Below are 24,806 nucleotides of genomic sequence, written 5' to 3' on the forward strand. Positions count from 1 at the left end.
CGATCTTGAACTCGTGCAACGCACTGTAGTCTGCGGGCCGTTCTTGCCCGGGCAGACCCCAGGCCCAGTCATCTCAGATCTCAAACGCGGTCTGAGTGAATGCATCAACTTGGCACGGCACCTTTCCCACAGTCGGCCACGGCCGACCGGCTTGTCGTTCAGGGCTTGGACGAGTCCGAATTCCTCACCGAGGCAGTTGCCGGAGCAGGATACGGAGGGTAGCTGGAAGTAGGAAGGGAGGTTTCTATTCAGGCTCTTATCATGCGCGGCGCACATTTGGGTTTGATAGACGACCGACGCAAGTTGTCAACTGTCGGCATGAGGCTGGAGGAAGTACGAGCCCGTAACTGTCCATTCGGAACAGCCAATGCTGATGTGGAAACTACTCGCGGCAAAGTATGGCAGAAAGGGTATCCAAGCCCACGTCCTACGGAGTATTGCCCCCAAACCGGTAGCTGCCTGGCCGCTGCTTTGACGGCTGGTCTCGCAGGAGCTACGTCGACAGTCCGGTGGACGCGCGGGGGACGCACCACGGAGCTACTGAACTTGAATGGGCGTTGTCGGGGAACGGTGAGCGTGGTGGTACCCCGAGCCGCTCCGTGTACGGCTGTGGCGTCAAGATGAGGGCATGACTGAGAGTGATGCGGATCTGTTGGCGTTGCTGCGCAAGCTCGATGATCCGGAATGGCTGGAGTGGCCGCAGCACTACAACCGTGGCGAGACCTCAGCCCTGCTCGGCGGTCTGGTGACCCGGCTCGAAGGTGACTTCGAAGCTCACTGCATGGCTGAGCAGGACACCCAGGACTCCAGCGAGTACGGACGTGTGGTCGTGCCCGGGGACGCAACCAAGTGCGGAACCCGGATCGTCGTCTGCGTGAGCAAACTCGGCTCGCTGGCTCTGGTCTGTGCGGACAACCCGGGTGCCTTCCTCGGGACAGAGGAGGCCCAGGCTGAGGGCGAGCTCGACGGCGCTGACCTTGCCAAGGTCAATCGAGCATTGGTCGAGCTCGGCTATACGGTGGTCGCCGAGGAACTGCTGGAGCTCGACTACGACGGGCCGAGTCGGCTGCCCTGGCACGTTCAGCGGCCCAGCTGGTGGCATCGCTTCTTCGGGACCTTCTGACGATCACGTCAGCAGGCTCAGGCCGGTGCCCGCCAGGCAGCCGTCGATCACCTCCGGCCGGTACTGCAGCATCTTGAGCTTGCGCTTCACGGCGCGGGTGACCTGGCCAAGGTCGGCGGCAGCGAGGTTGCCGATGTCGCGTTTGACCAGGGACCAGATGCCCTCCTGTGGGGTGAGGTCGGGTGCGTAAGTCGGGAGTTGGAACACCGCGAGCCAGGCGGCGTTGGCCTCGAAGAACTCTCTCAGTGGCGCGACCAGGTGCATGCGCAGGATGCCCCTATGGTTCGTCAAGCAGCAGGCACCGTCATTGTGGTCGCCGAGGGCCGGATGTGCCGGTAGAGCTCTCGAGCAACGTAGCGTTTAAGGCAGCGGATAATCTCGCGTCTGGACATGCCCTCGGCGGTGCGTCGTTGCAGGTACGCCTGGGTGCGTTCGTCCCAGCGAATGCGGGACTGGACGATGCGGTACAGCGCGGCGTTGGCCTGTCGGTGGCCGCCGCGGTTCAGGCGCCGTCGCTGGGTCTTGCCGGAGGACTGCTCGACCGGGCTGACGCCGCACAGGGCAGCGAACGATGCCTCATCTGTGAGCCTGTCGGGGTTGTCGCCTGCGGCGATGAGGAGGACCGCGGCACTGTCGGGCCCGACGCCCACCAGCTCCAGCAGCTCCAGCAGCTGCGGCCGACTGGCCTTGACGGCCTTGGTGGTGCGTTTGGTCAGCTCTTTGACCTCTTGGGCAAGGTTCTGGACCCGGCAGGCGAGCAGGCGCATCGTGAAGGCCGCCTCACTGTGATCGCCGTCGAGTGCCGCGCAGGTCGCGATCAGGGCCGGGTTGGTCATGCCACTGAGCTGTTCGCGCAGATCGGGGTCAAGGACCAGGAGGACGGCCTTGAGCTGGTTCATCGCCTGGGTGCGCGCCTTGACGGCCGATTCCTTCGCCAGCCGTAGGACGCGCATGTCGGCTGCGGGGCCGTCCGCGGTCTTCGGCATGGTGGTGGCGCGTCCCGACAGGACGGCTCGTGCTGCCGCGTCCGCATCGATGGCGTCGGTCTTGCCGCGCTTGAGCCGGGTGGCGCGGTCGGGCTGGTTGACCTCGACGACCTCGATGTCCTCTCGGTGCAGGGCTCGGGTCAGTGCGACTCCGTAGGAGCCGGTGCACTCGACGCCGGCGCGCCGAATGACGCCGAACGACCGTGCCCAGGAGATCAGTTGGCGATAGCCGACGGCCGTGGTCGGGAACTCCTGATGCGCGAGAGAGGCTCCCAGGGTGGTGATCACGGCGGCGACGTGGATGTCCTTGTGGGTGTCGACCCCCAGGATCACATCCTCGGCCGGCGTCGGAACGTGCTGCGCGGTGAGTGTGGGCTGGGGCAAGCTGGTGACGGTCACAAGGCTCCTCGGACTGGGGCTGGTGGCCGACGCCGGTCCGCTGAGCGGTCAGAACTGTGATGGTGCCTTGTGCAGCAAAGCCCCTATCGGGACACGCCCACCGGGCCGGCGACAGCAGGCACCGCCGGGGCCGGACGCCGACAGATCCTGCACAAGGCACCTGCGGCCAGTTGTCCCACGGGTCAAGCGTCCGGTCCCAGCGGCACACCATGATGCTCACAGTTGTCCCACACGAGCACGATCGGTCCGCCGAGCTGGGTATGCGCACGGATGACGAGGTCTCGGTAGTCCTTCCAGCCGAAGCCCTTCGGTTCGTCCTTGCGGCCTCGGTACTCGCGGATCGCGTAGATCAGACGGGATCGCTCGCCAGCCTTGTAGCAGGTCATGCCTGCCATCGACACCCGGCCCGAGCCCCGTCCGCGCACGCGAACTACGGGGGTACTGCCCCTGCGACCCCAGGTCCTGGCGCGCGGCGGCGTCATCGACTGGCCGGCTTCGTCCTCGAAGACCACCCAGGCTCCGTTCGCCGCCGCGGTGGTCTTACCCGCGGCCACACCTCCCGCTTCCACAGCTCCACCGCATCGTCGTCACGCTCGATCGCGCGTCGGGCCGGCTGCTGCCACGACCAGCCGTTCCGCCGCAACAACCGCCACGTGCCCTCCACCGTGTACGAGACGTGGAACAGCCGACCGATCATCGTCTTCACCCGGGCCAGCGTCCACCGCTGGTCCGCCCACCCATGTGCCAGCGGGCCGCGCTCCAACTCCCGCTCCAACCTGGTGATCTGAGCATCGCTGAGCCGAGGCCGCCCCGGCGAGCCCTTCGACAGGACCCCGGCATCGCCGCGCTCGCGCCACTGCCGGCGCCACCGCTCCACCGACCGCTCGCTGACCCGCAACGCGGCAGCGATCTCCCGGTTCTTCTCCCCGGCCTCGAAGCGTTCCACGGCCTGCAGCCGCACCTGCTCGCGAGCGGCCCTCCCAGCGTCGGTCAACCCGCCGCCCTGCGCGTATCTCACACCCCAGGGCTACCGGAACGGCCCCGCCGCTGTCAGGCGAACAGCTCCGACATCACCCAATCAAGTTCAGTACCAGAAACAGACATAGCGTCCTCTGAGATCTCTACCGAACCCAGGGCGGTTCATCATGTCGCCGTCCTGACCCACGAGCTTGACCAAGCACATGGGGCACCCCCCGATAACGGTTTCGGCCAGGCTCTTGCAGTTGCGCCGGTTGCTTCTCATACTTCCCGAGCTCGCAGTCAACACGAGTTGCCAATTCGTGTTGGGGCAGCTTTCCTCATGACCGCGCTCCGGGAGTTCCACCATGGCAACACGGCAGGACGTGGCACTACTCGCGGGCACCTCGCCCTCGGTCGTCAGCTACGTGCTCAACAACGGGCCCAGGACCGTCGCCCCAGCGACCCGGGAGCGGGTCCTGGCCGCCGTGCGGGAGCTCGGCTACCGGCCCAACGCGGTGGCCCGCTCGCTGCGCCTCAGTCACACCATGACCCTGGGACTGGTCGTCCCGGACGCGGCCAACCCATTCTTCGCGGAGCTGGCCCGGGCCCTGGAGGACCACGCCTGGGCGGCCGGCTACACCCTGCTGGTCGGCAACACGGTGGACGACCCCGACCGCGAGGCCGGGTACATCCGGACCTTCCTGGACCGTCAGGTCGACGGTCTGGTGCTGATCCCCGCTCAAGGGGATCAGCCCTGGCGGACCGAGCTGGCCCGCAGCGGCGTCCCGAGCCTGGTCTTCGACCGGGCCCTGGACGGGGCCGGCATCTCGCAGGTGCTGGTCGACAACGCGCTCGGCGCCCAGCACGCCACCGAGCACCTGCTGGCGCACGGCCGCCGCCGGGTCGGCTGCATCGCAGGCCCGCTCGGCATCCACCCCACCGTCGACCGGGTCGTCGGCTGGAGGCGGGCGCTGGAGCAGGCCGGATTCAAGGCCGGCTCCGGATCGGGCGGCCGGACGGGCTGGGAGGCCTGCCCGGACGCCGCACCGCTGCTGCACGGCTCCTTCGGCCGGCTGGACGGCTACCGCTCCGGCCGCGCGCTGCTCTCCCGGGACCGCTCGGTGGACGCCCTTTTCGTCACCTCCGACGAGCAGGCCGCCGGCGTCCTGCGAGCCGCCACCGAACTGGGCATCCGAGTGCCGGAGGACCTGGCGCTGGTCTCCTTCGACGGCATCGCGGGCGGCGCCTACACCACCCCGGCACTGTCCACCATGCGCCAGCCGGTCGAGGACCTCGGCCGGACCGCGATCGCCCGGCTGCTCGACCGGATGAAGGCCCCGGACCTGCCGATCACCCGGGACATCCTGCCGGTGACCCTGCTGGCCCGGGGGTCCTGCGGCTGCCCGGACCCGGCGGGCGGGGAACACACCGACCCGCCGACGGCCGCCGGGAGCGCCGCCACCCGGGCCTTTCCCGGCCCCACCCCTGACCAACAGAACCACGGAGCACAGAGCAATGACTGAACGACTGGTCGTCGTCGGCAGCCTCAATATGGACCTGTCAATCACTGTCCCCCGGCTGCCCGAACCAGGCGAGACGGTGCTGGGGGCCGATGTGGTCCGAGGCCCCGGCGGCAAGGGAGCCAACCAGGCGGTCGCCGCCGCCCGCCTCGGGGCCATGGTCCGGATGGTCGGACTGCTCGGTGACGACGCGTTCGGCGCCGAGCTGCGCCGCTGCCTCGCGGGGGAGGGCGTCGACGACCAGGCGGTCGCCGACCTGCCCGGCGTGGCCTCCGGACTGGCCCTGATCGTGGTCCAGCAGGACGGCGAGAACACGATCACCCTCTCGCCCGGCGCCAACCGCCATCTCGACGTCCCCGTGCTGGAGTCGCTGACGGACGGTCCGCTCGCCGGACCGGCCGACACCGTCCTGCTCCAGCTGGAGGTGCCGCTGCCGACCGTCCTGGCCGCCGCCCGCGCCGCCCGCACCGCCGGAGCACTGACGGTGCTGAACGCCGCCCCCCGACCCGACCCCGGGCCGGTGCTCACTGAACTGCTGCGCCAGGTGGACGTGCTGGTGGTCAACGAGACCGAGGCCGCCGGACTTCTCGGCCTCGCCGCCGACGCGCTCCAGGGTGAGCAGGACTGGACGGTCCACGCCGAACGGCTGCGCGAACTCGGCCCGGCCACCGTGGTGGTGACCCTCGGCGCGGCCGGCGCGGTCGCCGCCGGTCCGGAGGGACGGCTCCGCCAGCCTGGCTTCCCGGTCGCCGCCGTGGACACCGTCGGCGCAGGCGACGCGTTCTGCGCCCAGCTCTCGATCGCGCTGGGCGTGGGCCGCCCGCTCGCCGAGACCGTCCGGCGGGCCTGCGCGGCCGGCGCGCTCGCCGCCACCCGGGCCGGCGCGCAGCACTCGCTGCCCACCCGGGCCGAGGTGGACGCCCTGCTGGCGGCGGCCGAGCCGGCCGACGCCGCAGCCGCCGGGTCGGTCCAGCGGACCGAGGTGCGGCATGCGCACTGACGGCCTCTGGCACCCCCGGCTGCTCCAGCTGATCAGCTCGCTCGGCCACGGCGACCTGCTGGTGGTCGCCGACCCGGGACTCCCGGTGCCGCCGGGCGTGGAGTGCATCGATCTGGTCTGGCAGCGCGGCGATCCGCCGTTCCTGCCGGTGTTGGCGGCGGTCCTCGACGAACTCGTGGTCGAGCACGCCGACTTGGCCGAGGAGCTGACCGACCCGGTCCTGCTGGCCGGTCTTGACAGCCGGTTCGAGCAGCACGGCCTCACCGGCGCGGTCGGCCGGCTCCCGCACGAGCGCTTCAAGGAGCTCACCCGCTCCGCCCGCGTCATTGTCCGAACCGGCGAGGCCACTCCCTACGCCAACGTCGTCCTCCGGGCCGGCGTCCCGTTCTGACGAAGCGTCACATATCGCGCGACATCCCCCCACCGCGCCTGCTCCACCTTCGTGCCACCACACCCCGCCCCCCACCCGAAAGGCCGCACCCTCATGAACGCCAAGCTCGCCCTGACCGCCTGCACCGCTCTCGTCCTGGTCACCACCCTCACCGCCTGCGGACAGGAGGGCGACAGCTCCAAGTCGACCAGCACGACCGCGAAGGGCGGCAAGCCCACGGTCTGCCTGGTGATGAAGTCGCTCGGCAACGAGTACTTCCAGGCCATGCAGAAGGGAGCCGTTGAGCACGCCGGACAGCGCGGAGACCTGACCCTCAACGCGACCGGCATCCAGAACGAGACCGACATCGACGGCCAGATCGCCGCCATCAACAAGTGCATCACCGACAAGGCCGCCGCCCTGGTGCTCGCTCCCGCCGACTCCCGCGCCCTGGTCGCCCCGCTGCAGCGCGCCTCCAAGGCCGGGATGAAGCTGGTCAACATCGACGTCAAGCTGGACGACGCCGCGCTCAAGTCCGCCGGCCTCGACGTCCCCTTCGTCGGCCCGGACAACACCGCCGGCGCCCAGAAGTCCGGTGAGGTGCTGGCCAAGGCGCTCGGCGCCGGCGGCAAGGTGATCATCCTCGAAGGCGTCTCGGGCGCGGCCAACGCCCAGCAGCGCAAGGCCGGTTTCGAGGCCGCCGCCACGGCTGGCGGCCTTCAGGTGCTCGACTCCAAGTCCGCGAACTGGGAGACCGACCAGGCCTACACCATCACCACCAACCTGATCACCGCTCACCCCGACCTGCAGGGCGTGATGGCCTCCAACGACAGCATGGCGCTGGGCGCGATCAAGGCCATCGCGGCGGCCAAGAAGCAGGGGCAGATCAAGGTCACCTCCTTCGACAATATCGACGCCATCCACCCGTACGTCCAGGACGGCACCGTGGTGGCGACCGTGGACCAGTACGCCGCCAAGCAGGCCGGTGACGGCATCGACGTGGCGATGAACGAGATCGCCGGCCAGCAGGTGAGCACCTGGGTGAAGACCGACGTCAAGGTGATCACCAAGGCCGACCTCGGCTGACCTGGCCCCCGGCCTGTGGCGGGCCCACCCGCCACGGGCCCGCGCCCCGATCCGCGCCCTCGATCCGCATCCGACCCGCGCCCCCAGCCGGAAGGCGAGCCCACCCCATGAACACACCCGACACCAGCCCTCCGGCCCCGGTGCTCGCTGCCGTCGGTATCAGCAAGCACTTCCCCGGCGTCCAGGCCCTCGACGATGTCCGGCTCGAACTGCTCCCCGGCGAGGTGCACGCCCTGCTCGGCGAGAACGGTGCCGGCAAGTCGACCCTGGTCCGGATCCTGGCCGGCATCCAGCAGCCGGACGGCGGCGGCATGACCCTCGGCGGCGAGCCCTACCGGCCCGCCGACACGGCCGCCGCAATCCGGGCCGGCGTCCAGGTGGTGCACCAGGAGCTCAACCTGCTGCCGAACCTCACCGTCGCCGAGAACCTCTTCCTGCAGAACTTCCCGCGGCGGTTCGGCCTGGTCGACCGCCGCGAGCTGAACCGCCGCGCTGCCGAACTGCTCGCCGAGGTCGGCCTGGATATCAGCCCCCGGACGAAAGTCGAGCGGCTCGGCATCGCCCAGATGCAGTTGCTGGAGATCGCCCGGACGCTCTGGCAGGACTGCCGGGTCCTGGTGATGGACGAACCCACCGCGACCCTGACTCCCCGGGAGACCGAGCGGCTGTTCACCCTGCTGCGCCGGATCACCGCGCGCGGTACTGCCGTGCTCTACATCTCGCACCACCTGGAGGAGGTGTTCGAGATAGGCGACCGGATGACGGTCTTCCGCAACGGACGATACGTCACCACCCGCGACCTCGCCGACACCGACACCGCCGAGGTGATCCGGCTGATGGTGGGCCGGGATCTCCAGCACGAGTACCCGCCGTACCTGCCCGGTGAGCCCGGTCCGGAGCTGCTGCGGGCGGAGGGGCTCCAGCCGCAGGACGGACAGCCCGTCAGCTTCGCGCTCCGGGCCGGCGAGGTGGTCGGGGTGGCGGGGCTGGTCGGCTCCGGCCGGACCGAGACGGTCCGGGCGCTGTTCGGCGCGGACCGGGCCGTCGGCGGAAAGGTCCTGGTCAAGGGCGTACCGGCGCGGCTCCGGACCCCCAGGGACGCGGTGCGGCACGGCATCAGCCTGCTCACCGAGGACCGGAAGAGCCAGGGGCTGGTGCTCGACATGCCGCTGGCTGCCAACGTCACCCTGACCGCGACCCACAAGGTCTCCTGGGGCGGCCTGCTCCGGCGGGCGGAGGAGAACCGGCTGGCCCAGCACGCGGTGGACAGCCTCGCCGTCCGCACCCCCGGCGTCCGACACCCCGTCCGCACTCTCTCCGGCGGGAACCAGCAGAAGGTCGTGCTCGGCCGCTGGCTGCTGGCCGACACCGACGTCCTGATGGTGGACGAGCCGACCCGGGGCATCGACGTCGGCGCCCGCTACGAGATCCACCAGCAGTTGGTGGATCTGGCCCGGGCCGGAAAGGCCTTGCTGGTCGTCTCCTCCGACCTGCCCGAACTGATGGGCATCTGCGACCGGATCCTGGTCTTCTCCCGGGGCCGGATCGCCGGCGAGGTGCCCCGCGAGGAGTTCGACAGCTCGCACATCCTGACCCTGGCCTACTCCGGCTACGTTTCCGCCCCCGCCTCCGCGACGCTCTCCAGCACGGATCCCGCAGCTGACGCATCCCCTGCTGACGCGTCGGCAGCCGAGCGTCCGACAGCTGAGGCATCCGCCACCGGCACGCCGGCCGACGCCACTTCAACGAACGGTGACACCCGATGACCACCTCTGCCGCCCTCACCCGCAAACCCCGCTCCGCGGCTCTGCTCGCCCGCCAGGTCATGGGGGAGGCGGGGATCGGGATCGCCCTGCTCGCCCTGGTGGTCGTCTTCGCCGTCGCCGCACCGAAGTTCGCCACCTCGGACAACCTCACCAACATCGCCACCGAGATCACCCTCAACACCATGCTCGCGGTCGGCATGACCTTCGTCATCCTGGTCGGCGGCATCGACCTGTCGGTCGGCTCGGTGATGGCTCTGTCGGCGGTGGTGGCCGGCCCGTTGCTCACCGCGCACGGTCTCTCCACCCCGGTCGCGATCCTGCTCGCGGTGCTGGTCTCGGCGCTGGTCGGGATGGGCTGCGGGCTGGTCAACGGCTTCGTCTCGGAGCGCTGGCGGGTGCCGTCGTTCATCATCACGCTGGGCATGCTCAACGTGGCGCGCGGCGCAGCCCTCCAGTACACCAACGCCAAGACCGTGTACGACTTCCCGGCCGGGTTCAGCCTGTTCGGCACCTCCACCGTGCTCGGCATCCCGACCCTTTTCTGGATCGCGCTGGCGATGGTCGCGGTGGGTCATCTGGTGCTGACCCGCACCGTGTTCGGTCGCCTGGTCTTCGCCATCGGCAGCAACGAGGAGGCGGTCCGGCTCTCCGGCCACCGCACCTCGATCGTCAAGGTCGCCGTCTTCGTGATCAGCGGTCTCACCGTCGGCATCGCCGCCGTCACGTACATGGCCCGGCTCAACATCGCCAGCCCGATCCTGGGCAGCGGCTACGAGCTCAGCGCCATCGCGGCGGTGGTGATCGGCGGGGCCTCGCTCTCCGGCGGCAAGGGTTCGATGATCGGCACCCTGCTCGGCGCCTGCCTGCTCGGTGTGCTCACCAACGGCCTGCTGCTGATGGGCGTCTCCGACTTCCAGCGACAGATGATCACCGGACTGGTCATCATGGTCGCCGTGGTGGTGGACTACTACCGGGGCCGGCTGGCCGCCCGTCTGCCCGTCGAAGCCTGAACCATCCTCCAGGATATCGCTCACGTGTGCGAATATCCTTGCGTCTGCCGCCACTCCCATCCATACAGCTCGGATGCTGCCGGCCTGGCACCTGACCGGGTTCCACGAGCCGGAGCACCCGAGCGCGAACGAGGACGGGTTCCGCACGGACGTCGTGGAACTCGTCCGGGAGCTCGGCAGCACCACGATCCGCTGTCCGGGCGGCAACTTCGTCTCCGGCCTCCGCGGGGAGGACTCGATCGGCCCGCGCGAACGGTCCAGGTCGAGCGGTCCAGGGCACCGGCGGTCGAGCAGGACCACACCGTCCTGACGGAGATGCCGTGACCGCCGGCCGCGAAACCGCAACCACCCCCGCCGACCTCATCGGCCGCCTGCCCACCCATGGCCATCCGCTGGTCTCCTAGGCGCTCTCCGTCCGCTCGCCCTCGCCGTACCTGGCGGGCGGACGCGGGAAGCATGTCTCTGCTCCGACGGTGAGCACCTGCGAGCGGCGGTCGACTCGGCCCTAGTCACATCCCGCCACATCACGCACCGGGTCGTCAGGTCCAGTCAGGGTTTGATTCCTGGGGTTCTGCGTCCTGAAGTACTGGTTGTCGACGGGGTATGCCGCAGTATCCGGGAGTCCGTAGCAGGCACTACACAGAACTCACTCGGAGATCGAACTCAGTGCACTCATTTCACATCGCGAGTCCTAGAGTGTTCGATGCGAGTTGGCCGGACCGCGTTTCCGCAGGTCAGAGCCGTGCTGACCTGCGGAAACGATGAGAGATCAAACTGCGTTTCCGCAGGTCAGAGGTACCCCTACAGGTCGTAGTACAGCTCGAACTCGTGCGGGTGCGGCCGGAGCGCGATCGGGGCGATCTCGTTGGTGCGCTTGAAGTCGATCCAGGTCTCGATCAGGTCCGGGGTGAAGACGCCGCCCGCGAGGAGGTACTCGTGGTCGGCCTCCAGGGCCTCCAGGACGGCGCCGAGGGAGGCGGGGACCTGGGGGACGGAGGCGTGCTCGTCCGGGCCGAGCTCGTAGAGGTCCTTGTCGACCGGCTCGAGCGGCTCGATCTTGTTCTTGATGCCGTCCAGGCCGGCCATCAGCATGGCGGCGAAGGCGAGGTAGGGGTTCGAGGACGGGTCGGGGGCGCGGAACTCGATGCGCTTGGCCTTGGCGTTGGAGCCGGTGATCGGGATCCGGATCGCGGCGGAGCGGTTGCGCTGCGAGTAGACCAGGTTGACCGGGGCCTCGAAGCCGGGGACCAGGCGGTGGTAGGAGTTCACCGAGGGGTTGGTGAAGGCGAGCAGCGAGGGGGCGTGCTTGAGCAGGCCGCCGATGTAGTAGCGGGCGGTGTCGGAGAGGCCCGCGTAGCCCTGCTCGTCGTAGAACAGCGGGGAGCCCGCGGTCCACAGCGACTGGTGGACGTGCATGCCCGAGCCGTTGTCGCCGAAGATCGGCTTCGGCATGAAGGTGGCGGTCTTGCCGTTCCGCCAGGCCACGTTCTTGATGATGTACTTGAACAGCATCAGGTCGTCGGCGGCGTGCAGCAGGGTGTTGAACTTGTAGTTGATCTCGGCCTGCCCGGCGGTGCCCACCTCGTGGTGCTGGCGCTCCACCTCCAGGCCGGCGGCGGCGAGTTCGAGGGACATCTCGGCGCGCAGGTCGGCGAAGTGGTCGACCGGCGGGATCGGGAAGTAGCCGCCCTTGTACTTGACCTTGTAGCCACGGGCGTCGCCCTCGGCGGAGCCGGAGTTCCAGGCGCCGGCCTCGGAGTCGATGTGGTAGTACGAGGCGTTCGCGCTGGTCTCGAAGCGGACCGAGTCGAAGACGTAGAACTCGGCCTCGGGCCCGAAGTACGCGGTGTCGGCGATGCCGGAGGAGGCGAGGTAGGCCTCGGCCTTCTTGGCGATGTTGCGCGGGTCCCGGCTGTAGGCCTCGCCGGTGATCGGGTCCTGGATGAAGAAGTTGATGTTGAGGTGCTTCTCCTTCCGGAACGGGTCGAGCCGGGCGGTGCTCAGGTCAGGGACGAGTGCCATGTCGGACTCGTGGATGGCCTGGAAGCCACGGATCGACGAGCCGTCGAACATCAGCGTCTCGGACGGGTCGAAGGTCGCCGCAGGCACTGAGAAGTGCTGCATGACGCCCGGTAGGTCGCAGAACCTCACGTCGATGAACTTGATGTCGTTCTCCGCGATGTACTGCTTGACCTCGGCGGCGTTGTTGAACATCCATCCTCCTCAGCGGGCGGTGTGGTGGCTCACCCTAGGAATCTGCCGTTTCCGGTTGGTGACTCCACCGTTTCCTGAATGTTAACCGCGCCGGTCCGACGGGCGGCAAACGCATACGGTTCCGGGCAAAACACCACCCCTGGCGAGGAGGTGTCCGACAAGTGGTCTGGACCACTCCGGAAGGCCGGTCGGGACGGAATCACCCGTACGGGGGGAGGGGCCCGAAGATCGCCCGCACTGCCCGGATAGTGTGGATTCGTGGACACCAGAGAAGCGTTGGGATCGTGGATCGACGGCCCGAAGACCGCCGCCGAGCGGATGGGTGCCGACTTCGGCTACCGCGGCGAGCGCCTCGGCCTGCCCAAGGAGGGCCCCGGCGCACTGGCCGGCCCCGGGCGGCGGATCGGCGCGCTGTGCGTCGACAGCTGGTTGTGCAGCCTGGTCGCGTACGGGCTGATCGCCCAGGGCAGTGCGGCGAGCGCCAACATGTGGACCCTGCCGCTGTTCTACGTCGTCACGGTGGTGCTGATGGCCACCACCGGCACCACGGTCGGCAAGCGGCTGTTCGGGCTGCGGGTGGTCCGGCTGGACGGTGGCCGGGCGTCCATCCCGCAGGTGCTGCTGCGCACCCTGCTGCTCTGCCTGGTGGTCCCGGCCGTGGTCTGGGACCGGGACACCCGCGGTCTGCACGACAAGGCGGTCGGCACCGTCGAGGTGCGGTTCTGACCGAAGGTCAGCACAGGTCGGCAGAAGTTGAACGGCCCCGCCGCGAGAGTCTCGCGGCGGGGCCGTGGTGTGTCGGTGGGGGAGCGGTCAGCGAGCCTGGCCGCCCTTGGGCATCCGGGCGCCCTTGGGCATCGGGCCCTTGGGGATCGGCGCCTTGGAGAGCAGGTCGCCCAGGGCGCGCAGCCGGTCGTTGGTCTCGGTGACCTGGCCCGGGGTGATCGCCCGCGGCAGGCGCATCAGGTGCACCTGGAGCTTCTTCAGGGGCACCTCGCCCTCGCCGTTGCCCACCACGATGTCGTGCACCGGGACGTCGCCGACCACGCGGGCCATCTTCTTCTTCTCGGCCGCCAGCAGGCTGCGGACCCGGTTCGGGTTGCCCTCGCCGATCAGCGCGATGCCGGGACGGCCGATCGCACGGTAGACCGCGTCCTGGTTGCGGGTGACCGCGACCGGGGTCGAGTTGGCACTCCAGCCACGGCGGATGTTGTTCAGCACGGCCGCGACGGCGCCCGGCTGACCCTCCATCTGGCCGAAGGCCGCCTTCTCGGCGCGCCGCCCGAAGACGATCGCCATGGCCAGGAAGCCCACGATGAAGCCGAGAATACCCAGGTAGATCGGGTGGTCGATCACAAAGCCGATGGCGAGGAACACGCCGAAGGTGATGAGGCCGACGGCCGCGATGATCAGGCCGATCTTGGTGTCGACCTTCTTGGTCATTGTGTACGCCTGGCGGATCTGACTGAGCCGCCCAGGGGTATCCGATTTTTGCCTCGCCATAACGCTCATGGTACGTGGCGAGGGCACGGGATATCCAAGGGCGCCCCCAAACTGCAACCCGGGGGCATCAACGCAGGTCACAGATCAGGCGTGCCGCAGCGCGCCGGCCCGTTCGGCAGGGAGGAGCGCGGCGGCCTCGGAGCGGTCGGCCGCATGGCGGCGGTTCTCGCAGACGGCCGACCAGGCGTTCCGGCGGGCGCGCTGCTGGCCGCCGGTCAGGAGCAGCTGTTCGGTGCGCCGCAGAGCGACGGCCATGATCGCGAAGGGGAGGACTCCGGTCTTCTTCGGCATGGTGTCAGTATCACCCCAGGGTGTTACCGGACGGTGACCCGCCGGTCAAGGCCCGATGAAAGACCGGGGCCGGAGCGTGTGTTCCACGCCCCGGCCCCGGTCGAAGTACGTCAGACGCCTGCGCGCTCGCGGTGCTCCAGTGCCTGGCGGTACAGCCGCCCGGCCCGGTACGAGGAGCGGACCAGCGGGCCCGACATGACGCCGGCGAAGCCCAGCTCCTCGGCCTCCTGCTGGAGCTCGACGAACTCGTGCGGCTTCACCCAGCGCTCGACGGGGTGGTGCCGCACCGACGGCCGCAGGTACTGGGTGATGGTGATCAGCTCGCAGCCCGCGCCCACCAGGTCGGCCAGCGCCTGGCTGACCTCCTCGCGGGTCTCGCCCATGCCCAGGATCAGGTTGGACTTGGTCACCAGACCGGCCGCGCGGGCCTGGGTGATGACGTCCAGCGAGCGCTCGTAGCGGAACGCCGGGCGGATCCGCTTGAAGATCCGCGGCACCGTCTCGACGTTGTGCGCCAGCACCTCGGGGCGGGACGAGAAGACCTCGGCGAGCTGCTCGGGCACCGCGTTGAAGTCCGGGATCAGCAGCTCGACGCCCGTCCGGCCGGTCGCCCGGTCGGCGGTCAGCGCGTGCACCTGGCGGACCGTCTCGGCGTACAGCCAGGCCCCGCCGTCCGGCAGGTCGTCACGGGCGACGCCGGTGATCGTGGCGTAGTTCAGGTCCATCGTGACGATCGACTCGGCCACCCGGCGCGGCTCGTCCCGGTCGAAGTCGGCGGGCTTGCCGGTGTCGATCTGGCAGAAGTCGCAGCGGCGGGTGCACTGGTCACCGCCGATCAGGAAGGTCGCCTCGCGGTCCTCCCAGCACTCGAAGATGTTGGGGCAGCCGGCCTCCTGACAGACCGTGTGCAGCCCCTCCTTCTTCACCAGGGACTGGAGGGCGTTGTACTCGGGGCCCATCTTGGCCCGGGTCTTGATCCACTCGGGCTTCCGCTCGATGGGGGTCTCGCTGTTGCGGACCTCCAGGCGGAGGAGCTTCCTGCCGTCGGGCGCGACAGCGGACACGTGCGACTCCTAGAACTAGACGGGGTACCCCCAGGGTACGCCTGTGCTTGTAGGGCTTGTACCGGGCCTGCACCCTGCATTCGCAGGGGGCACAGCGCTCCGGTGGCGCTGCGCATTCCCGCTCAGCGGGCCAGCGCGGGCTCCGGCAGTTCGGCCAGCACCTCGCGCAGGTGGCGTTCCACGATCGGGAGGGCCTCGCCGACCCCGAAGTCACGGTCCAGCTCGGAGCTGACCGAGCCGACCCCGGCGTCCCGGATGCCGCAGGGCACGATCCGGTCGAACCACGTCATGTCGGGGTCGCAGTTCAGTGCGAACCCGTGCATCGTCACTCCGCGGGCCACCCGCACGCCGATTGCCGCCAGCTTGCGGTCATCGCCGCGCTGGCCCGCGTTGGACGCCGCGTACTCGGGCCCGGCCAGCCGGGGGTCGATCCCCAGCGGCAATCCCATCCGAAGGGTGAGTTTGCCGATCTCGACGACCTGGGACGGGTCCGGCACGGCGCCGGGGATGTCCGCACCGAGCACCCAGACCCCACTGCGGCCCTCGATCCGGGTGGTGCCCACCCCGAACTCGCCGCAGGCGCGGATCAGCGCCTCCTCCAGCCGACGGACGTACGCGACCACGTCGATCGGGTCCGGCAGCTTCACGATCGGGTACCCGACCAGCTGGCCGGGGCCGTGCCAGGTGATCTCGCCGCCCCGGTTCACCTGCACCACGGGGGTGCCGTCGAGCGGGAAGTCCTCGGGGTTGGTCCGCTTGCCCGCCGTGTAGACCGGCGGGTGCTCCAGCAGCAGCACGGTGTCCGGGATCTCGTCCGCGACCCGCAGCGCGTGCAGCCGCTGCTGCTCCGCCCAGGCCTCCTCGTACGGCACCGACCGCTCGCCTATGCCCATCCGGACGAAACGTACCTGCTCGCTCACCGCTGCTCCTTGCCATGGCGTTCGAGACCAACCCGGCAACTGTACGCCTCACACTTCGCGCCTCCGCGAGGCCCCGTCAGGGGCTCGGGGAACTGCGACGCCGGCCTCGGAGCAGGTGATCCGTGCGTAATTGGTCAGGCACTTTTGCATGTGACCCGAGCGCCAGATCTCCTCGCAGTTCCCCGAGCCCCTGGGTAGTACTCGGCCGAGCGCCTGCCCACAGTCAGCCGTCGGCGAGGAGTTGCAGCCGCAGCGCGAGCTGGAGTTCCAGTGAGCGTTCCGGGTGGTTCCAGTCGTGGCCGAGCAGGATCTCCACCCGGTCGAGACGCTGGACCACGGTGTTCACGTGGACGTGCAGCTCGTCCTTGGCCCGGGTCAGGCTGCCGCCGCAGTCGAAGTAGGCGCGCAGGGTGCGGACCAGCTCGGTGCCCCGGCGGGTGTCGTAGTCGAGCAGCGGGCCGAGGGTGGCGCCGACGAACGCGGCCACGTCGTGACCGTCGCCGAGCAGCACGCCGAGGAAGCCGAGGTCGGCCGCCGACGCACCGTCACCTTCGCGGCCGAGCACCCCCAACGCCCGGACGCAGCGCAGCCCTTCGGTGTACGCCGCCGCGAGCGCCACCGGCCCGGTGGCGACCCGGCCGGCGCCGACCGTGACCGGCACCCCGGCCAGCCGGGCCAGCCGGTCGGCGGCCAGTTCGGCCGCGTCGCCGGGGGTGCTGCCGCCGTCCTCCGGCAGCAGCAGGACGACGGCCTCGCCGTGCTCGGCGCTGATCCCGCGCGAGCCGAACAGGTAGCGGGAGGCCGCGCCCGCCAGCCGGGCCCGCTCTGCGGTGGGGACCATCGCGACCAGCACCAGGTGCGGCCGACCCAGGTCGACGCCGAGCCGGCGGCCCCGGGCGGTCAGCCCGGCCGGGTCGCGGTCGGGGGAGCTGAGCAGGTCGGCCAGCAGTTCGCCGCGGACCCGGTTCTCGGTCTCGGCGACCGAGCGGCGCAGCAGCAGGAGCAGGGCGGTGACCACTCCGGCCCGTTCGAACAGGCGGCGGTCGGCGTCGTCCAGGTCGGGTCGGTCGTGCAGCACGATGCTGCCCAGCGGCTCCTGCCCGGCCAGCACCGCGCAGACCCAGCTGTCGCCGGCCCGGACGGCGCGGCCCTCGGCGCGCGAGGCGGCGACCGCATCCGACAGTCCGTCAGCTCCCGGCGTGCGCCCGGCCAGTACGAGCCCCTCGGCGTCGCGTACGCCCACCTCGCCACCGAGCAGTGCGGCCACCGCGGCCGCCACGTCCGGGACTTCGGCGCCGCGCAGCACCAGGTCGGTGAGCCGGTCGTGGGCCCGTTCGGCGCGCTGGACGGCGGCGGAGTGGGCCTGGATCACCTCGTTGGCGGTGTTCAGTTCGGCCAGCGCGGCCCGGGTGTCGGCCAGCGCCTTGGCGGTGTCCAGGGCGATCGCGGCGTGCGCGGCCAGGGTGCAGAGCAGCGCGACCTCGTCGGGGGAGAACGCCCGGGGCGAGCGGTCGGCCGCGAACAGCACGCCGATCACCTGGCCGCCGAGCAGCAGCGGGACGCCGATGATCGCGACCAGGCCCTCGTCCAGCACCCCGGCGTCGATCTTGCCGGTGTGGTGGAACCGCTCGTCGGTCCGGTAGTCCGGCGTGGCGTACGGCCGGGCGGTCTGCGCCACCAGGCCGCCGAGGCCGTCGCCCAGGCTCAGCCGCAGGGTCTGGAACAGAACCGACACCGAGCCGTCGGTGACCCGCATGTAGGTGTCCCCGGCGGCCTGGTCCGGCAGGGTCAGGTATGCGGTGTCGGTGCCCAGCAGCATCCGGGCCCGGCGGACGATCGCCTGCAGCACCGCGTCCAGGTCGCGGGAGGCGGCCAGGTCTCCCGCGGTGTCGAAGAGCGCCGTCAGCTCGGCCTCCCGGCGCCGGTGCTGACGCATCGTCCGGTGTACCCGCAGGGCCAGCCAGGTGGCGTCGTCGATCTCGGCCAGCACGGCCGCGGGCGCGCCCTGGCGCCGGGCCTCGGCGAGCACCTCGGCGAAGTCCTCGGTGGCGGCGCCGGAGGCGAGCAGGTCGAGCAGCCGCCGCAGGGCGGGGGCGGCGCTGGAGTGGGGGTGCGGGTCGTCCATGGTGCGGGCCATCGTGCCAGTTCTGCGGGGGTGGAGGAACGTCCGGTGCCGAACCGGTACCGGACGTTCCGGGAGGGGTCAGACGCCGACGGGCTGCCCGGCCGGAGCCGGTGCGTCCTCGCCGATCTCGGCCAGATCGCGGCCCCGGGTCTCCCGGGCGCAGACCACGGCGAGCACGGTGATCGCCGAGGCGATCGCCACGTAGACCGCGATCGGGGTCGAGCTGCCGTAGTCCTTGAGCAGCGCGGTGGCGATCAGCGGGGCCGGGGCACCGGCCGCCACCGAGGCGAACTGGGAGCCGATCGAGGCGCCCGAGTACCGCATCCTGGTCGCGAACATCTCGGAGAAGAAGGCCGCCTGCGGGGCGTACATCGCGCTGTGGAAGAAGAGTCCGATGGTCACCGCGAGCAGCATCGAGCCGAAGCTCTTGGTGTCCACCAGCCCGAAGAAGACGAACGCCCAGATCCCGACCCCGACCGCGCCGAACAGGTAGACCGGCTTGCGGCCGATCCGGTCCGAGAGCGCCCCGAACAGCGGGATCAACGCGAACTGGATCGCCGAGGCGATCAGCACCGCGTTCAGCGCGGTCTGCTTCGGCAGGTGGACGTGACCGACCGCGTAGGCCAGCACGAAGGTGGTCGTCACGTAGTACGAGATGTTCTCCGCCATCCGCGCGCCCATCGCGGTCAGCACCTCGCGCCAGTGGTGGCGCAGCACCGCGACCAGCGGCGGCTGCTCCGGCGCCTGCGCCTTGCGCGCCTCGGAGGCGGCCAGCGCCTGCTTGAAGAGCGGCGACTCGTCCACCGCGAGCCGGATCCACAGACCGACCATCACCAGCAGCGCGGACAGCAGGAACGGCACCCGCCAGCCCCAGGCGATGAAGTCCGCGTCGGACTGGACGGCCGTCATCAGCGAGAGCACACCGGCGGCCAGCAGGTTCCCGGCCGGCGCACCGCCCTGCGGCCAGGAGGCCCAGAAGCCGCGCCGCTTGGCGTCCCCGTGCTCGGAGACCAGCAGCACCGCGCCGCCCCACTCGCCGCCGAGCGCGAAGCCCTGCACCAGCCGCAGCCCGGTGAGCATCAGCGGTGCCGCGACGCCCGCCTGATGGTACGTCGGCAGACAGCCGATCAGGGTGGTCGAACCACCCATCAGCAGCAGGCTCAGCACCAGCAGCTTCTTGCGGCCTATCCGGTCGCCGAAGTGCCCGAAGACCAGCGCGCCGATCGGCCGGGCGGCGAAGCCGATCGCATAGGTGAGGAAGGACAGCAGGGTGCCGGTCAGCGGGTCGGAGTTGGGGAAGAACACCTTGTTGAAGACCAGCGCAGCGGCTGTTCCGTACAAGAAGTAGTCGTACCACTCGATGGTGGTGCCGATCAGGCTGGCGCCGACCACCTTGCGGAGCGATGCGCCTCGGGTTCTCGCTGGGTCGGGAGAACTGGCCATGGGGGTCACCTGTCTGGTTGCGGGCGGGCGGTGCGGGGGGAGGTCGGGGAGGTCAGTGTGCGGTCCAGCCGCCGTCGACCGGCAGGCTGGCCCCCGTGATGTAGGAGGCGTGCGGGGAGCAGAGCCAGAGGGCGAGCTGGGCCACCTCGTCGGGCTCGATCAGCCGCTTGACGGCGGTGCGGTCGAGCATGATCTGCTCCACCACCTCGTCCTCGCGGATGCCGTGGGCCAGGGCCTGGGCGGCGATCTGCTTCTCCACCAGGGCGGTGCGCACGTAGGCGGGGTTGATGCAGTTGCTGGTGACGCCGTACGGGGCACCTTCTAGCGCGACGGTCTTGCTCAGCCCCTCGAGGCCGTGCTTGGCGGTCACGTACGCCGACTTGAAGGCGCTGGCCCGCAGCCCGTGCACGGACGAGATGTTGACGACCCGTCCCCAGTCCTGCTCGTACATGTGCGGCAGGGTGCGGCGCAGGATCCGGAACGGGGCCTCCACCATCACCCGCTGGATCAGCGCGAACCGGTCCGGCGGGAACTCGTGCACCGGCGCGACATGCTGGAGGCCCGCGTTGTTGACGACGATGTCGGCGTCGTCCGGCAGCGCGTCCACCGCAGCCGGGTCGGAGAGGTCCGCGACGATCGCCTCACCGCCGATCCGCTCGGCGAGTTCCTTGGCCGGCTCGGCCGCGAGGTCGACGATGTAGACCCGGGCGCCGGCTGCGGCGAAGGCCTCGGCACAGGCCCGGCCGATCCCCGAGGCGGCCCCAGTGACCAGCGCCGTACGGCCGGCCAGCGAGTGGGCTGAAGTGGTGTCCATGGCCGAGAACGGTAGAAACCGACGGCGCTCACTCCTATGTGCCGGGCAGCCACAGGTCAGGGCGGGTTCATGGCGACCGGTGCCATGCGGGTGGTCGGGCCGAAGAGCCTGGTCCAGCCAAACACCCGCCGCGACACCTTCCCTACAACGGGCGCCATTGCTTCACCCGTTCGGAGGATTGCCCGCCCAGATCCACCCATAGCGGCGAAATGCTCGCTACATTCACGCCGATTCCCGACAGGGGGCGCCGCTCCATGCACCGGGGGGACTGGTGAGGCGCTCGAGAGGTGTGACTGATATGCCCCAACGGCCTGCAACCGACAGCCCGGCGTACGGACCGCTCGACCCGCTCGACCCGCACCTCGATCCGCGCGAGGGGCCGTCCGGGGCCACACCCGGCGGGTCGCCCGAGGTGTCACCGCAGGTCGCCGAGGTGGCGGCCGCTGCCGGTCCGTCAGGCGCGGCAGGCCCAGCGGGCTCAGCCGGGCCAGCGGGCCCGTCCGGCCAGACCGGCCTGGACAAGACCCTGAACCCCCGGCTCGCCGCGCTGATCGAGGAGGCCGGCTTCTCGCACGCCGGGCTGGCCCGCCGGGTCGACCAACTCGGCCTGGAGCACGGCCTCGACCTGCGCTACGACAAGACTTCGGTGACCCGCTGGCTGCGCGGCCAGCAGCCCCGGGGCGCCACCCCCGCGCTGATCGCCGAGGTGTTCACCCGCAGGCTCGGGCGGCGGCTGACCGCGCTGGACATCGGTCTCGAGGCCTGCGCCCCGGTGTACGCGGGCCTGGAGTTCGCCGAGAGCCCGCAGGAGGCGGTGGACATCGTCGCCAGCATGTGGCACAAGGACACCGGCCAGCAGTCCGAGCTGCGCCGGATCGCCTTCACCCCGGCCGGCCTGGTGGTGCCCAGCCGGGACTGGCTGATCGGCCGCACCGACGAGCGGGTCGCCCGGGACGGCTCCGTCCCCGGGCTGCCCGCAGGGGCCCCTGACGTCTCGTCAGGGCGCCCGCAGCCGCCAGGAGTCCGCCCTGGCCTGCCCGCCGCCCGGAGCGCCGTACGGGCCCCTCAGCCGGGTCTGCTGCGGGTGCCCACCCAGAGCCGCGGCGCCACGCCGCAGTCCGCCCTGGAGGCCGCCGAGGCCCGGGAGCAGCGCCCGCCGTTGCGGGTCGGCCGGGGGGACATCGCCGCGATCCGGGCCGTCGGCGACCTGTTCCGCGCGCTGGACCACGCCTACGGCGGCGGCCACGCCCGCCAGGCGCTGGTCAGGTACCTGGAGAGCGAGGCCGAGCCGATGCTGCGCGGCCGGTACGGCGAGCAGATCGGCCGGGCGCTGTTCGGCGCGGTCGCCGACCTGACCCGGCTGGCCGGCTGGACCTCCTTCGACATCGCCGCGCACGGCCTGGCCCAGCGGTACTTCGTCCAGGCCCTGCGGCTGTCCCAGGCGGCGGGGGACCGGGTGCTCGGCGGCTACGTGCTCACCACGATGAGCCAGCAGGCCGTCCACCTCGGCCACGGCCGGGAGGCGATCCAGCTGGCCCGGGTCGCCCAGCAGGGCGTCGGCGCGGCCGCCGCGCCCACGGTGCAGTCCCTGATGCACGCGGCCGAGGCCCGCGGCCACGCCCTGCTCGGCGACGTACGCTCCTGCACCACCGCTCTGGTCCGCTGCGAGCGAGCCCTCGGCATCGCCCGACCCAACGACGAACTGCCCTCCTGGGCCCGCTACTTCGACGAGGCTCAGCTGGCCGACGAGTTCGCGCACTGCTACCGCGACCTCCAGCAGTGGCGCCCGGCCGCCCAGCACGCCGAGAAGTCGCTCCGACTACGGGCCCCGGCCTACGCCCGTAGCCGCATCCTCTGCCGCCTGGTGCTGGCCGGCTCCCGCCTCGGCCTCGGCGAGATCGACGACGCCTGCACCCTGGCCACCGAGGCCCTCCGGGCGGCGGGTGAGATGCGCTCCGCCCGCACGGTCGAGTACCTGCGCGACTTCCACCGCCGCCTGATCCCCTACCGGGCCAACCAGTCCGCCCGCGCCTTCGACGAAGCGGCCCGGCAGTCGGGGGTGATCTGAGGCCGAGTCAGGTGAGGGGCCGTCACCAGCTCTCCGCGCTGACCCGGTGGCGGTCCTCCGCGGGTGGCTGCTGGGACTGGCCGCGCAGGCGCTGGGCGAGCAGTGGGAAAAGCAGGACGGAGAGCATGCCCGCGCCGACCAGGGCTGCGGCGGTGGAGGACGGCAGGTGCTCGGCCTCGACCTCGATGGTGGTGATGACCACGACCAGCGGCAGGGCGGTGGCGCCGAACAGGCCGAGCGCCACCCGGTCCCGGCCGCCCAGTTCGGGTGGCGCCAGCAGTGCGGCCGGGACTCCGCGCAGCGCGGCGAACAGCAGCAGGAAGATCGGGACGAGCAGCAGGGTGCCGGGATCGGAGAGGAGCGCATCGAGGTCGAGTTCATACCGCTGACCACGAAGAAGATCGGCACCAGGAAGCCGAAGCCGATGCCTTCGAGCTTGGCCTCGATCACCTCCTCCTCCGCCTCGGGCACGTCGGACAGCAGCAGCCGGGAGATGATCCCGGCGGTGAAGGCGCCCAGCAGCATGTCCAGGCTGAGCCAGATCGCGGCGCTGACCATCACGGCCAGCACCAGGATCACGGTCCGGATCGCGAACTGGCCGGAGGTCCGCAGGGTGCGCCGGATCAGCCGGGTCACCACGTCCGGGCGGGGACGCCGGGCGTAGCTGACGGCGAGCGCGGTGAGCAACGCGAAGGCACCCAGGATGACCGCCGACTTGACCGGGGTGTTGCCACTGAGCAGCACCGCGATCGCGATGATCGGGCCGAACTCGGAGAGCGCGTCGACCAGGTGGCCGACCTCCGCCCAGCCGAGCACGTCCGGGCCGATCAGCACGCCGAGCACGATCTCGAACACCACGGTCGGGACCGCCAACCAGCGTTGCAGGCGGTCGGCGAGCAGCGGTGCGGCCACCGCGCAGGCCGGGATGAGCACGAGCGCGATCGCGTCGACGCTTTCTGCCGACATCAGCTAAATGTCCGACTCTGGGTCATATCGGCATACGGGCACGGCCGATTGACGGCACCCCAGAGGCAAGGCCGTGGAGGCCCTGCACTCCAGGCATCAGCCGCCTACTGCCCAGGGGCTCGGGGAACTGCGACGCCGACCTCGTGCAAGGTGATCCGTGCAGGGGTGGTCAGGCACTTTCGCAGGTGACCCCGGCGCCAGATCTCCTCGCAGTTCCCCGAGTCCCTTGGTAGTGCAACCTTGCGCCCTGCCAAAAGCTGAGCACCTGCCTACGGCGCAGCCCCGAGCCCCGCCGGAGGCGCTACGCCGCCTCGGCCGCCGTCGCCGTCGCCGGGACGCGGAGGTCGCGCAGGACGGCCTGGGCGGCCCGCCGGCCGGAGACCAGGGCGCCCTGGACGGTGCTGGTGTCCCGGTGGTCGCCGCAGACGTACAGGCCGGCCAGCAGCCGGACCGGGCGGCGGAAGTTGTGCGGCGGCGGCATCGCCGGTACCGCGTCCGGGACGTGCCGGACCGTCAGGAACTCCCAGTGCGCCGCGGCGGAGCCGTAGAGGTGCACCAGGCGGCGGCGGAGCACCGGCTCGTACCCGGCCGGGCCGCCCTGGTCGAACCTGCGTCGACCCAGCACGGTGGTGGCGACCAGCGCCCGTCCCGGCGGCGCGTACGAGGGGTGCAGGTCGCTGAGGACCAGCGAGTGCGAGAGGGCCGGGCGGCCCTGCGGCCGGTCGGCGTCGAGCAGCAGCACCGGCTCGTCCAGCGGTGAGCGGTCGGCGGCGTGGAAGTACGTGGTGACGGGGTGGAAGTCCGGCACCCGCAGCCCGGGGAGCAGCAGCGCGGCCGACTGCGCGTCGGTGGCCAGGACCACGGCCCGGGCGGCGACCCGGCCGTGCGCGGCCGTCTGCACGCCGTCGGCGGCGACCGAGGTGACCCGGACCCCGAGCCGGAGCGTCCCGGCGGGCAGGCCCTCGGCCAACTGTGCTGGTACGGCGGCCAGTCCGGCCGCCGGGAGACAGAGCCGCCCGCGCGCGTACGAGCGCAGCACCAGGTCGGCGACCCGGCTGCTGGTGCCGAGCGCCGGGTCGCTGAGCAGGGCGCCGAGCAGCGGGCGGAGCAGGCCGTCCACGGTGCGCGGCGGGAGGCCGCGGTCGGTCAGCGACCGCGCGGTGGTGGTCTCCGGGCGG

At 70.8% G+C, this 24,806-nt stretch carries 22 protein-coding genes and 2 pseudogenes; 10 read left to right on the forward strand and 14 right to left on the reverse strand.

The genetic code is table 11. The features are described 5' to 3' along the window. The first annotated feature begins 628 nt into the window (after nt 1-628). A complete protein-coding gene (locus ASC99_RS17000; RefSeq protein ID WP_057232954.1) occupies nt 629-1,123 on the forward strand; it encodes a hypothetical protein in 495 nt (164 codons plus the stop codon). A gap of 3 nt (nt 1,124-1,126) precedes the next feature. Here the strand turns inward: ASC99_RS17000 and ASC99_RS17005 are convergent, their stop codons facing one another. The 4 genes from ASC99_RS17005 to ASC99_RS17020 all read right to left on the reverse strand — a co-directional run bounded on the left by ASC99_RS17005 (nt 1,127) and on the right by ASC99_RS17020 (nt 3,526). Continuing rightward, entirely contained in the window at nt 1,127-1,414 is a 288-nt protein-coding gene (locus tag ASC99_RS17005; protein ID WP_235502541.1) for a transposase, read from the reverse strand. Continuing rightward, entirely contained in the window at nt 1,411-2,508 is a 1,098-nt protein-coding gene (locus ASC99_RS17010) for an IS110 family transposase (protein WP_082598398.1), read from the reverse strand. The genes ASC99_RS17005 and ASC99_RS17010 overlap by 4 nt, the downstream gene beginning before the upstream one ends. Nucleotides 2,509-2,690: 182 nt before the next feature. After that, nucleotides 2,691-3,020, reverse strand: a complete 330-nt coding sequence (locus ASC99_RS17015) for a hypothetical protein (RefSeq protein ID WP_369824204.1) — start codon at nt 3,018-3,020, stop codon at nt 2,691-2,693. After that, entirely contained in the window at nt 2,987-3,526 is a 540-nt protein-coding gene (locus ASC99_RS17020; protein ID WP_057232955.1) for a winged helix-turn-helix domain-containing protein, read from the reverse strand. Before ASC99_RS17020 ends, ASC99_RS17015 begins: the two co-directional genes overlap by 34 nt. 307 nt (nt 3,527-3,833) lie before the next feature. Here ASC99_RS17020 and ASC99_RS17025 point away from each other — a divergent pair, with 307 nt between their 5' ends. The 7 genes and pseudogenes from ASC99_RS17025 to ASC99_RS17055 form a co-directional block, all read left to right on the forward strand. Beyond that, nucleotides 3,834-4,991 carry a LacI family DNA-binding transcriptional regulator gene (locus ASC99_RS17025; RefSeq protein ID WP_063978435.1) on the forward strand — a complete coding sequence of 386 codons (1,158 nt, stop codon included), beginning with the start codon at nt 3,834-3,836 and terminating at the stop codon, nt 4,989-4,991. Further along, the gene (locus tag ASC99_RS17030) at nt 4,984-5,988 is read left to right on the forward strand and encodes a ribokinase (RefSeq protein WP_057232956.1); all 1,005 of its coding nucleotides are present in this window, start codon (nt 4,984-4,986) and stop codon (nt 5,986-5,988) included. Before ASC99_RS17025 ends, ASC99_RS17030 begins: the two co-directional genes overlap by 8 nt. Then, complete coding sequence (gene rbsD, locus ASC99_RS17035) at nt 5,978-6,379, forward strand: D-ribose pyranase (RefSeq protein ID WP_057232957.1); 402 nt, start codon at nt 5,978-5,980, stop codon at nt 6,377-6,379. The genes ASC99_RS17030 and rbsD overlap by 11 nt, the downstream gene beginning before the upstream one ends. A 93-nt stretch (nt 6,380-6,472) precedes the next feature. Next, nucleotides 6,473-7,444: a sugar ABC transporter substrate-binding protein gene (locus ASC99_RS17040; protein ID WP_082598399.1), complete on the forward strand. Its 972-nt coding sequence runs from the start codon at nt 6,473-6,475 to the stop codon at nt 7,442-7,444. 107 nt (nt 7,445-7,551) lie between these two features. After that, nucleotides 7,552-9,210 (forward strand): sugar ABC transporter ATP-binding protein, encoded by a 1,659-nt coding sequence (locus ASC99_RS17045; protein WP_063857112.1) that lies wholly within the window; start codon nt 7,552-7,554, stop codon nt 9,208-9,210. Beyond that, entirely contained in the window at nt 9,207-10,220 is a 1,014-nt protein-coding gene (locus tag ASC99_RS17050; protein ID WP_057232958.1) for an ABC transporter permease, read from the forward strand. The genes ASC99_RS17045 and ASC99_RS17050 overlap by 4 nt, the downstream gene beginning before the upstream one ends. 94 nt (nt 10,221-10,314) lie before the next feature. Further along, nucleotides 10,315-10,473: pseudogene (locus tag ASC99_RS17055) on the forward strand (alpha-L-arabinofuranosidase); the annotation flags it as partial. Nucleotides 10,474-11,021: 548 nt separating this feature from the next. On the opposite strand, the gene glnA reads toward ASC99_RS17055, so the two are convergent. Next, a complete protein-coding gene (gene glnA, locus ASC99_RS17060) occupies nt 11,022-12,434 on the reverse strand; it encodes a type I glutamate--ammonia ligase (RefSeq protein ID WP_057232960.1) in 1,413 nt (470 codons plus the stop codon). Between the two features lie 258 nt (nt 12,435-12,692). Here glnA and ASC99_RS17065 point away from each other — a divergent pair, with 258 nt between their 5' ends. Beyond that, entirely contained in the window at nt 12,693-13,160 is a 468-nt protein-coding gene (locus tag ASC99_RS17065; RefSeq protein WP_057232961.1) for an RDD family protein, read from the forward strand. Between the two features lie 87 nt (nt 13,161-13,247). Here ASC99_RS17065 and ASC99_RS17070 read toward each other — a convergent pair whose 3' ends face one another. The 7 genes from ASC99_RS17070 to ASC99_RS17100 form a co-directional block, all read right to left on the reverse strand. Beyond that, nucleotides 13,248-13,937 carry a DUF4191 domain-containing protein gene (locus ASC99_RS17070; protein ID WP_057232962.1) on the reverse strand — a complete coding sequence of 230 codons (690 nt, stop codon included), beginning with the start codon at nt 13,935-13,937 and terminating at the stop codon, nt 13,248-13,250. Between the two features lie 84 nt (nt 13,938-14,021). Beyond that, complete coding sequence (locus tag ASC99_RS17075) at nt 14,022-14,228, reverse strand: hypothetical protein (RefSeq protein WP_057232963.1); 207 nt, start codon at nt 14,226-14,228, stop codon at nt 14,022-14,024. A 110-nt stretch (nt 14,229-14,338) separates the two neighbouring features. After that, nucleotides 14,339-15,292 (reverse strand): lipoyl synthase, encoded by a 954-nt coding sequence (locus tag ASC99_RS17080; RefSeq protein WP_057232964.1) that lies wholly within the window; start codon nt 15,290-15,292, stop codon nt 14,339-14,341. Between the two features lie 122 nt (nt 15,293-15,414). Beyond that, nucleotides 15,415-16,185 (reverse strand): lipoyl(octanoyl) transferase LipB, encoded by a 771-nt coding sequence (lipB, locus tag ASC99_RS17085; RefSeq protein WP_057233088.1) that lies wholly within the window; start codon nt 16,183-16,185, stop codon nt 15,415-15,417. Nucleotides 16,186-16,435: 250 nt separating this feature from the next. Next, the gene (locus ASC99_RS17090) at nt 16,436-18,349 is read right to left on the reverse strand and encodes a helix-turn-helix domain-containing protein (protein WP_369824203.1); all 1,914 of its coding nucleotides are present in this window, start codon (nt 18,347-18,349) and stop codon (nt 16,436-16,438) included. Nucleotides 18,350-18,415: 66 nt separating this feature from the next. Further along, a complete protein-coding gene (locus tag ASC99_RS17095; RefSeq protein ID WP_057232965.1) occupies nt 18,416-19,780 on the reverse strand; it encodes an MFS transporter in 1,365 nt (454 codons plus the stop codon). Between the two features lie 52 nt (nt 19,781-19,832). After that, nucleotides 19,833-20,594 (reverse strand): 3-hydroxybutyrate dehydrogenase, encoded by a 762-nt coding sequence (locus tag ASC99_RS17100; RefSeq protein WP_057232966.1) that lies wholly within the window; start codon nt 20,592-20,594, stop codon nt 19,833-19,835. Between the two features lie 298 nt (nt 20,595-20,892). Here ASC99_RS17100 and ASC99_RS17105 point away from each other — a divergent pair, with 298 nt between their 5' ends. Beyond that, nucleotides 20,893-22,662: a regulator gene (locus ASC99_RS17105; protein WP_235502540.1), complete on the forward strand. Its 1,770-nt coding sequence runs from the start codon at nt 20,893-20,895 to the stop codon at nt 22,660-22,662. A 22-nt stretch (nt 22,663-22,684) separates the two neighbouring features. Here the strand turns inward: ASC99_RS17105 and ASC99_RS37335 are convergent. Further along, nucleotides 22,685-23,628 (reverse strand): annotated as a pseudogene (locus ASC99_RS37335) (cation:proton antiporter). 301 nt (nt 23,629-23,929) lie between these two features. After that, a partial coding sequence (locus tag ASC99_RS40575) for an FAD-dependent oxidoreductase (RefSeq protein ID WP_235583049.1) occupies nt 23,930-24,806 on the reverse strand: 877 nt, incomplete at its 5' end.

Origin of the sequence: Kitasatospora sp. Root107, from assembly GCF_001424875.1 — a bacterium.
Taxonomy (GTDB): Bacteria; Actinomycetota; Actinomycetes; order Streptomycetales; family Streptomycetaceae; genus Kitasatospora.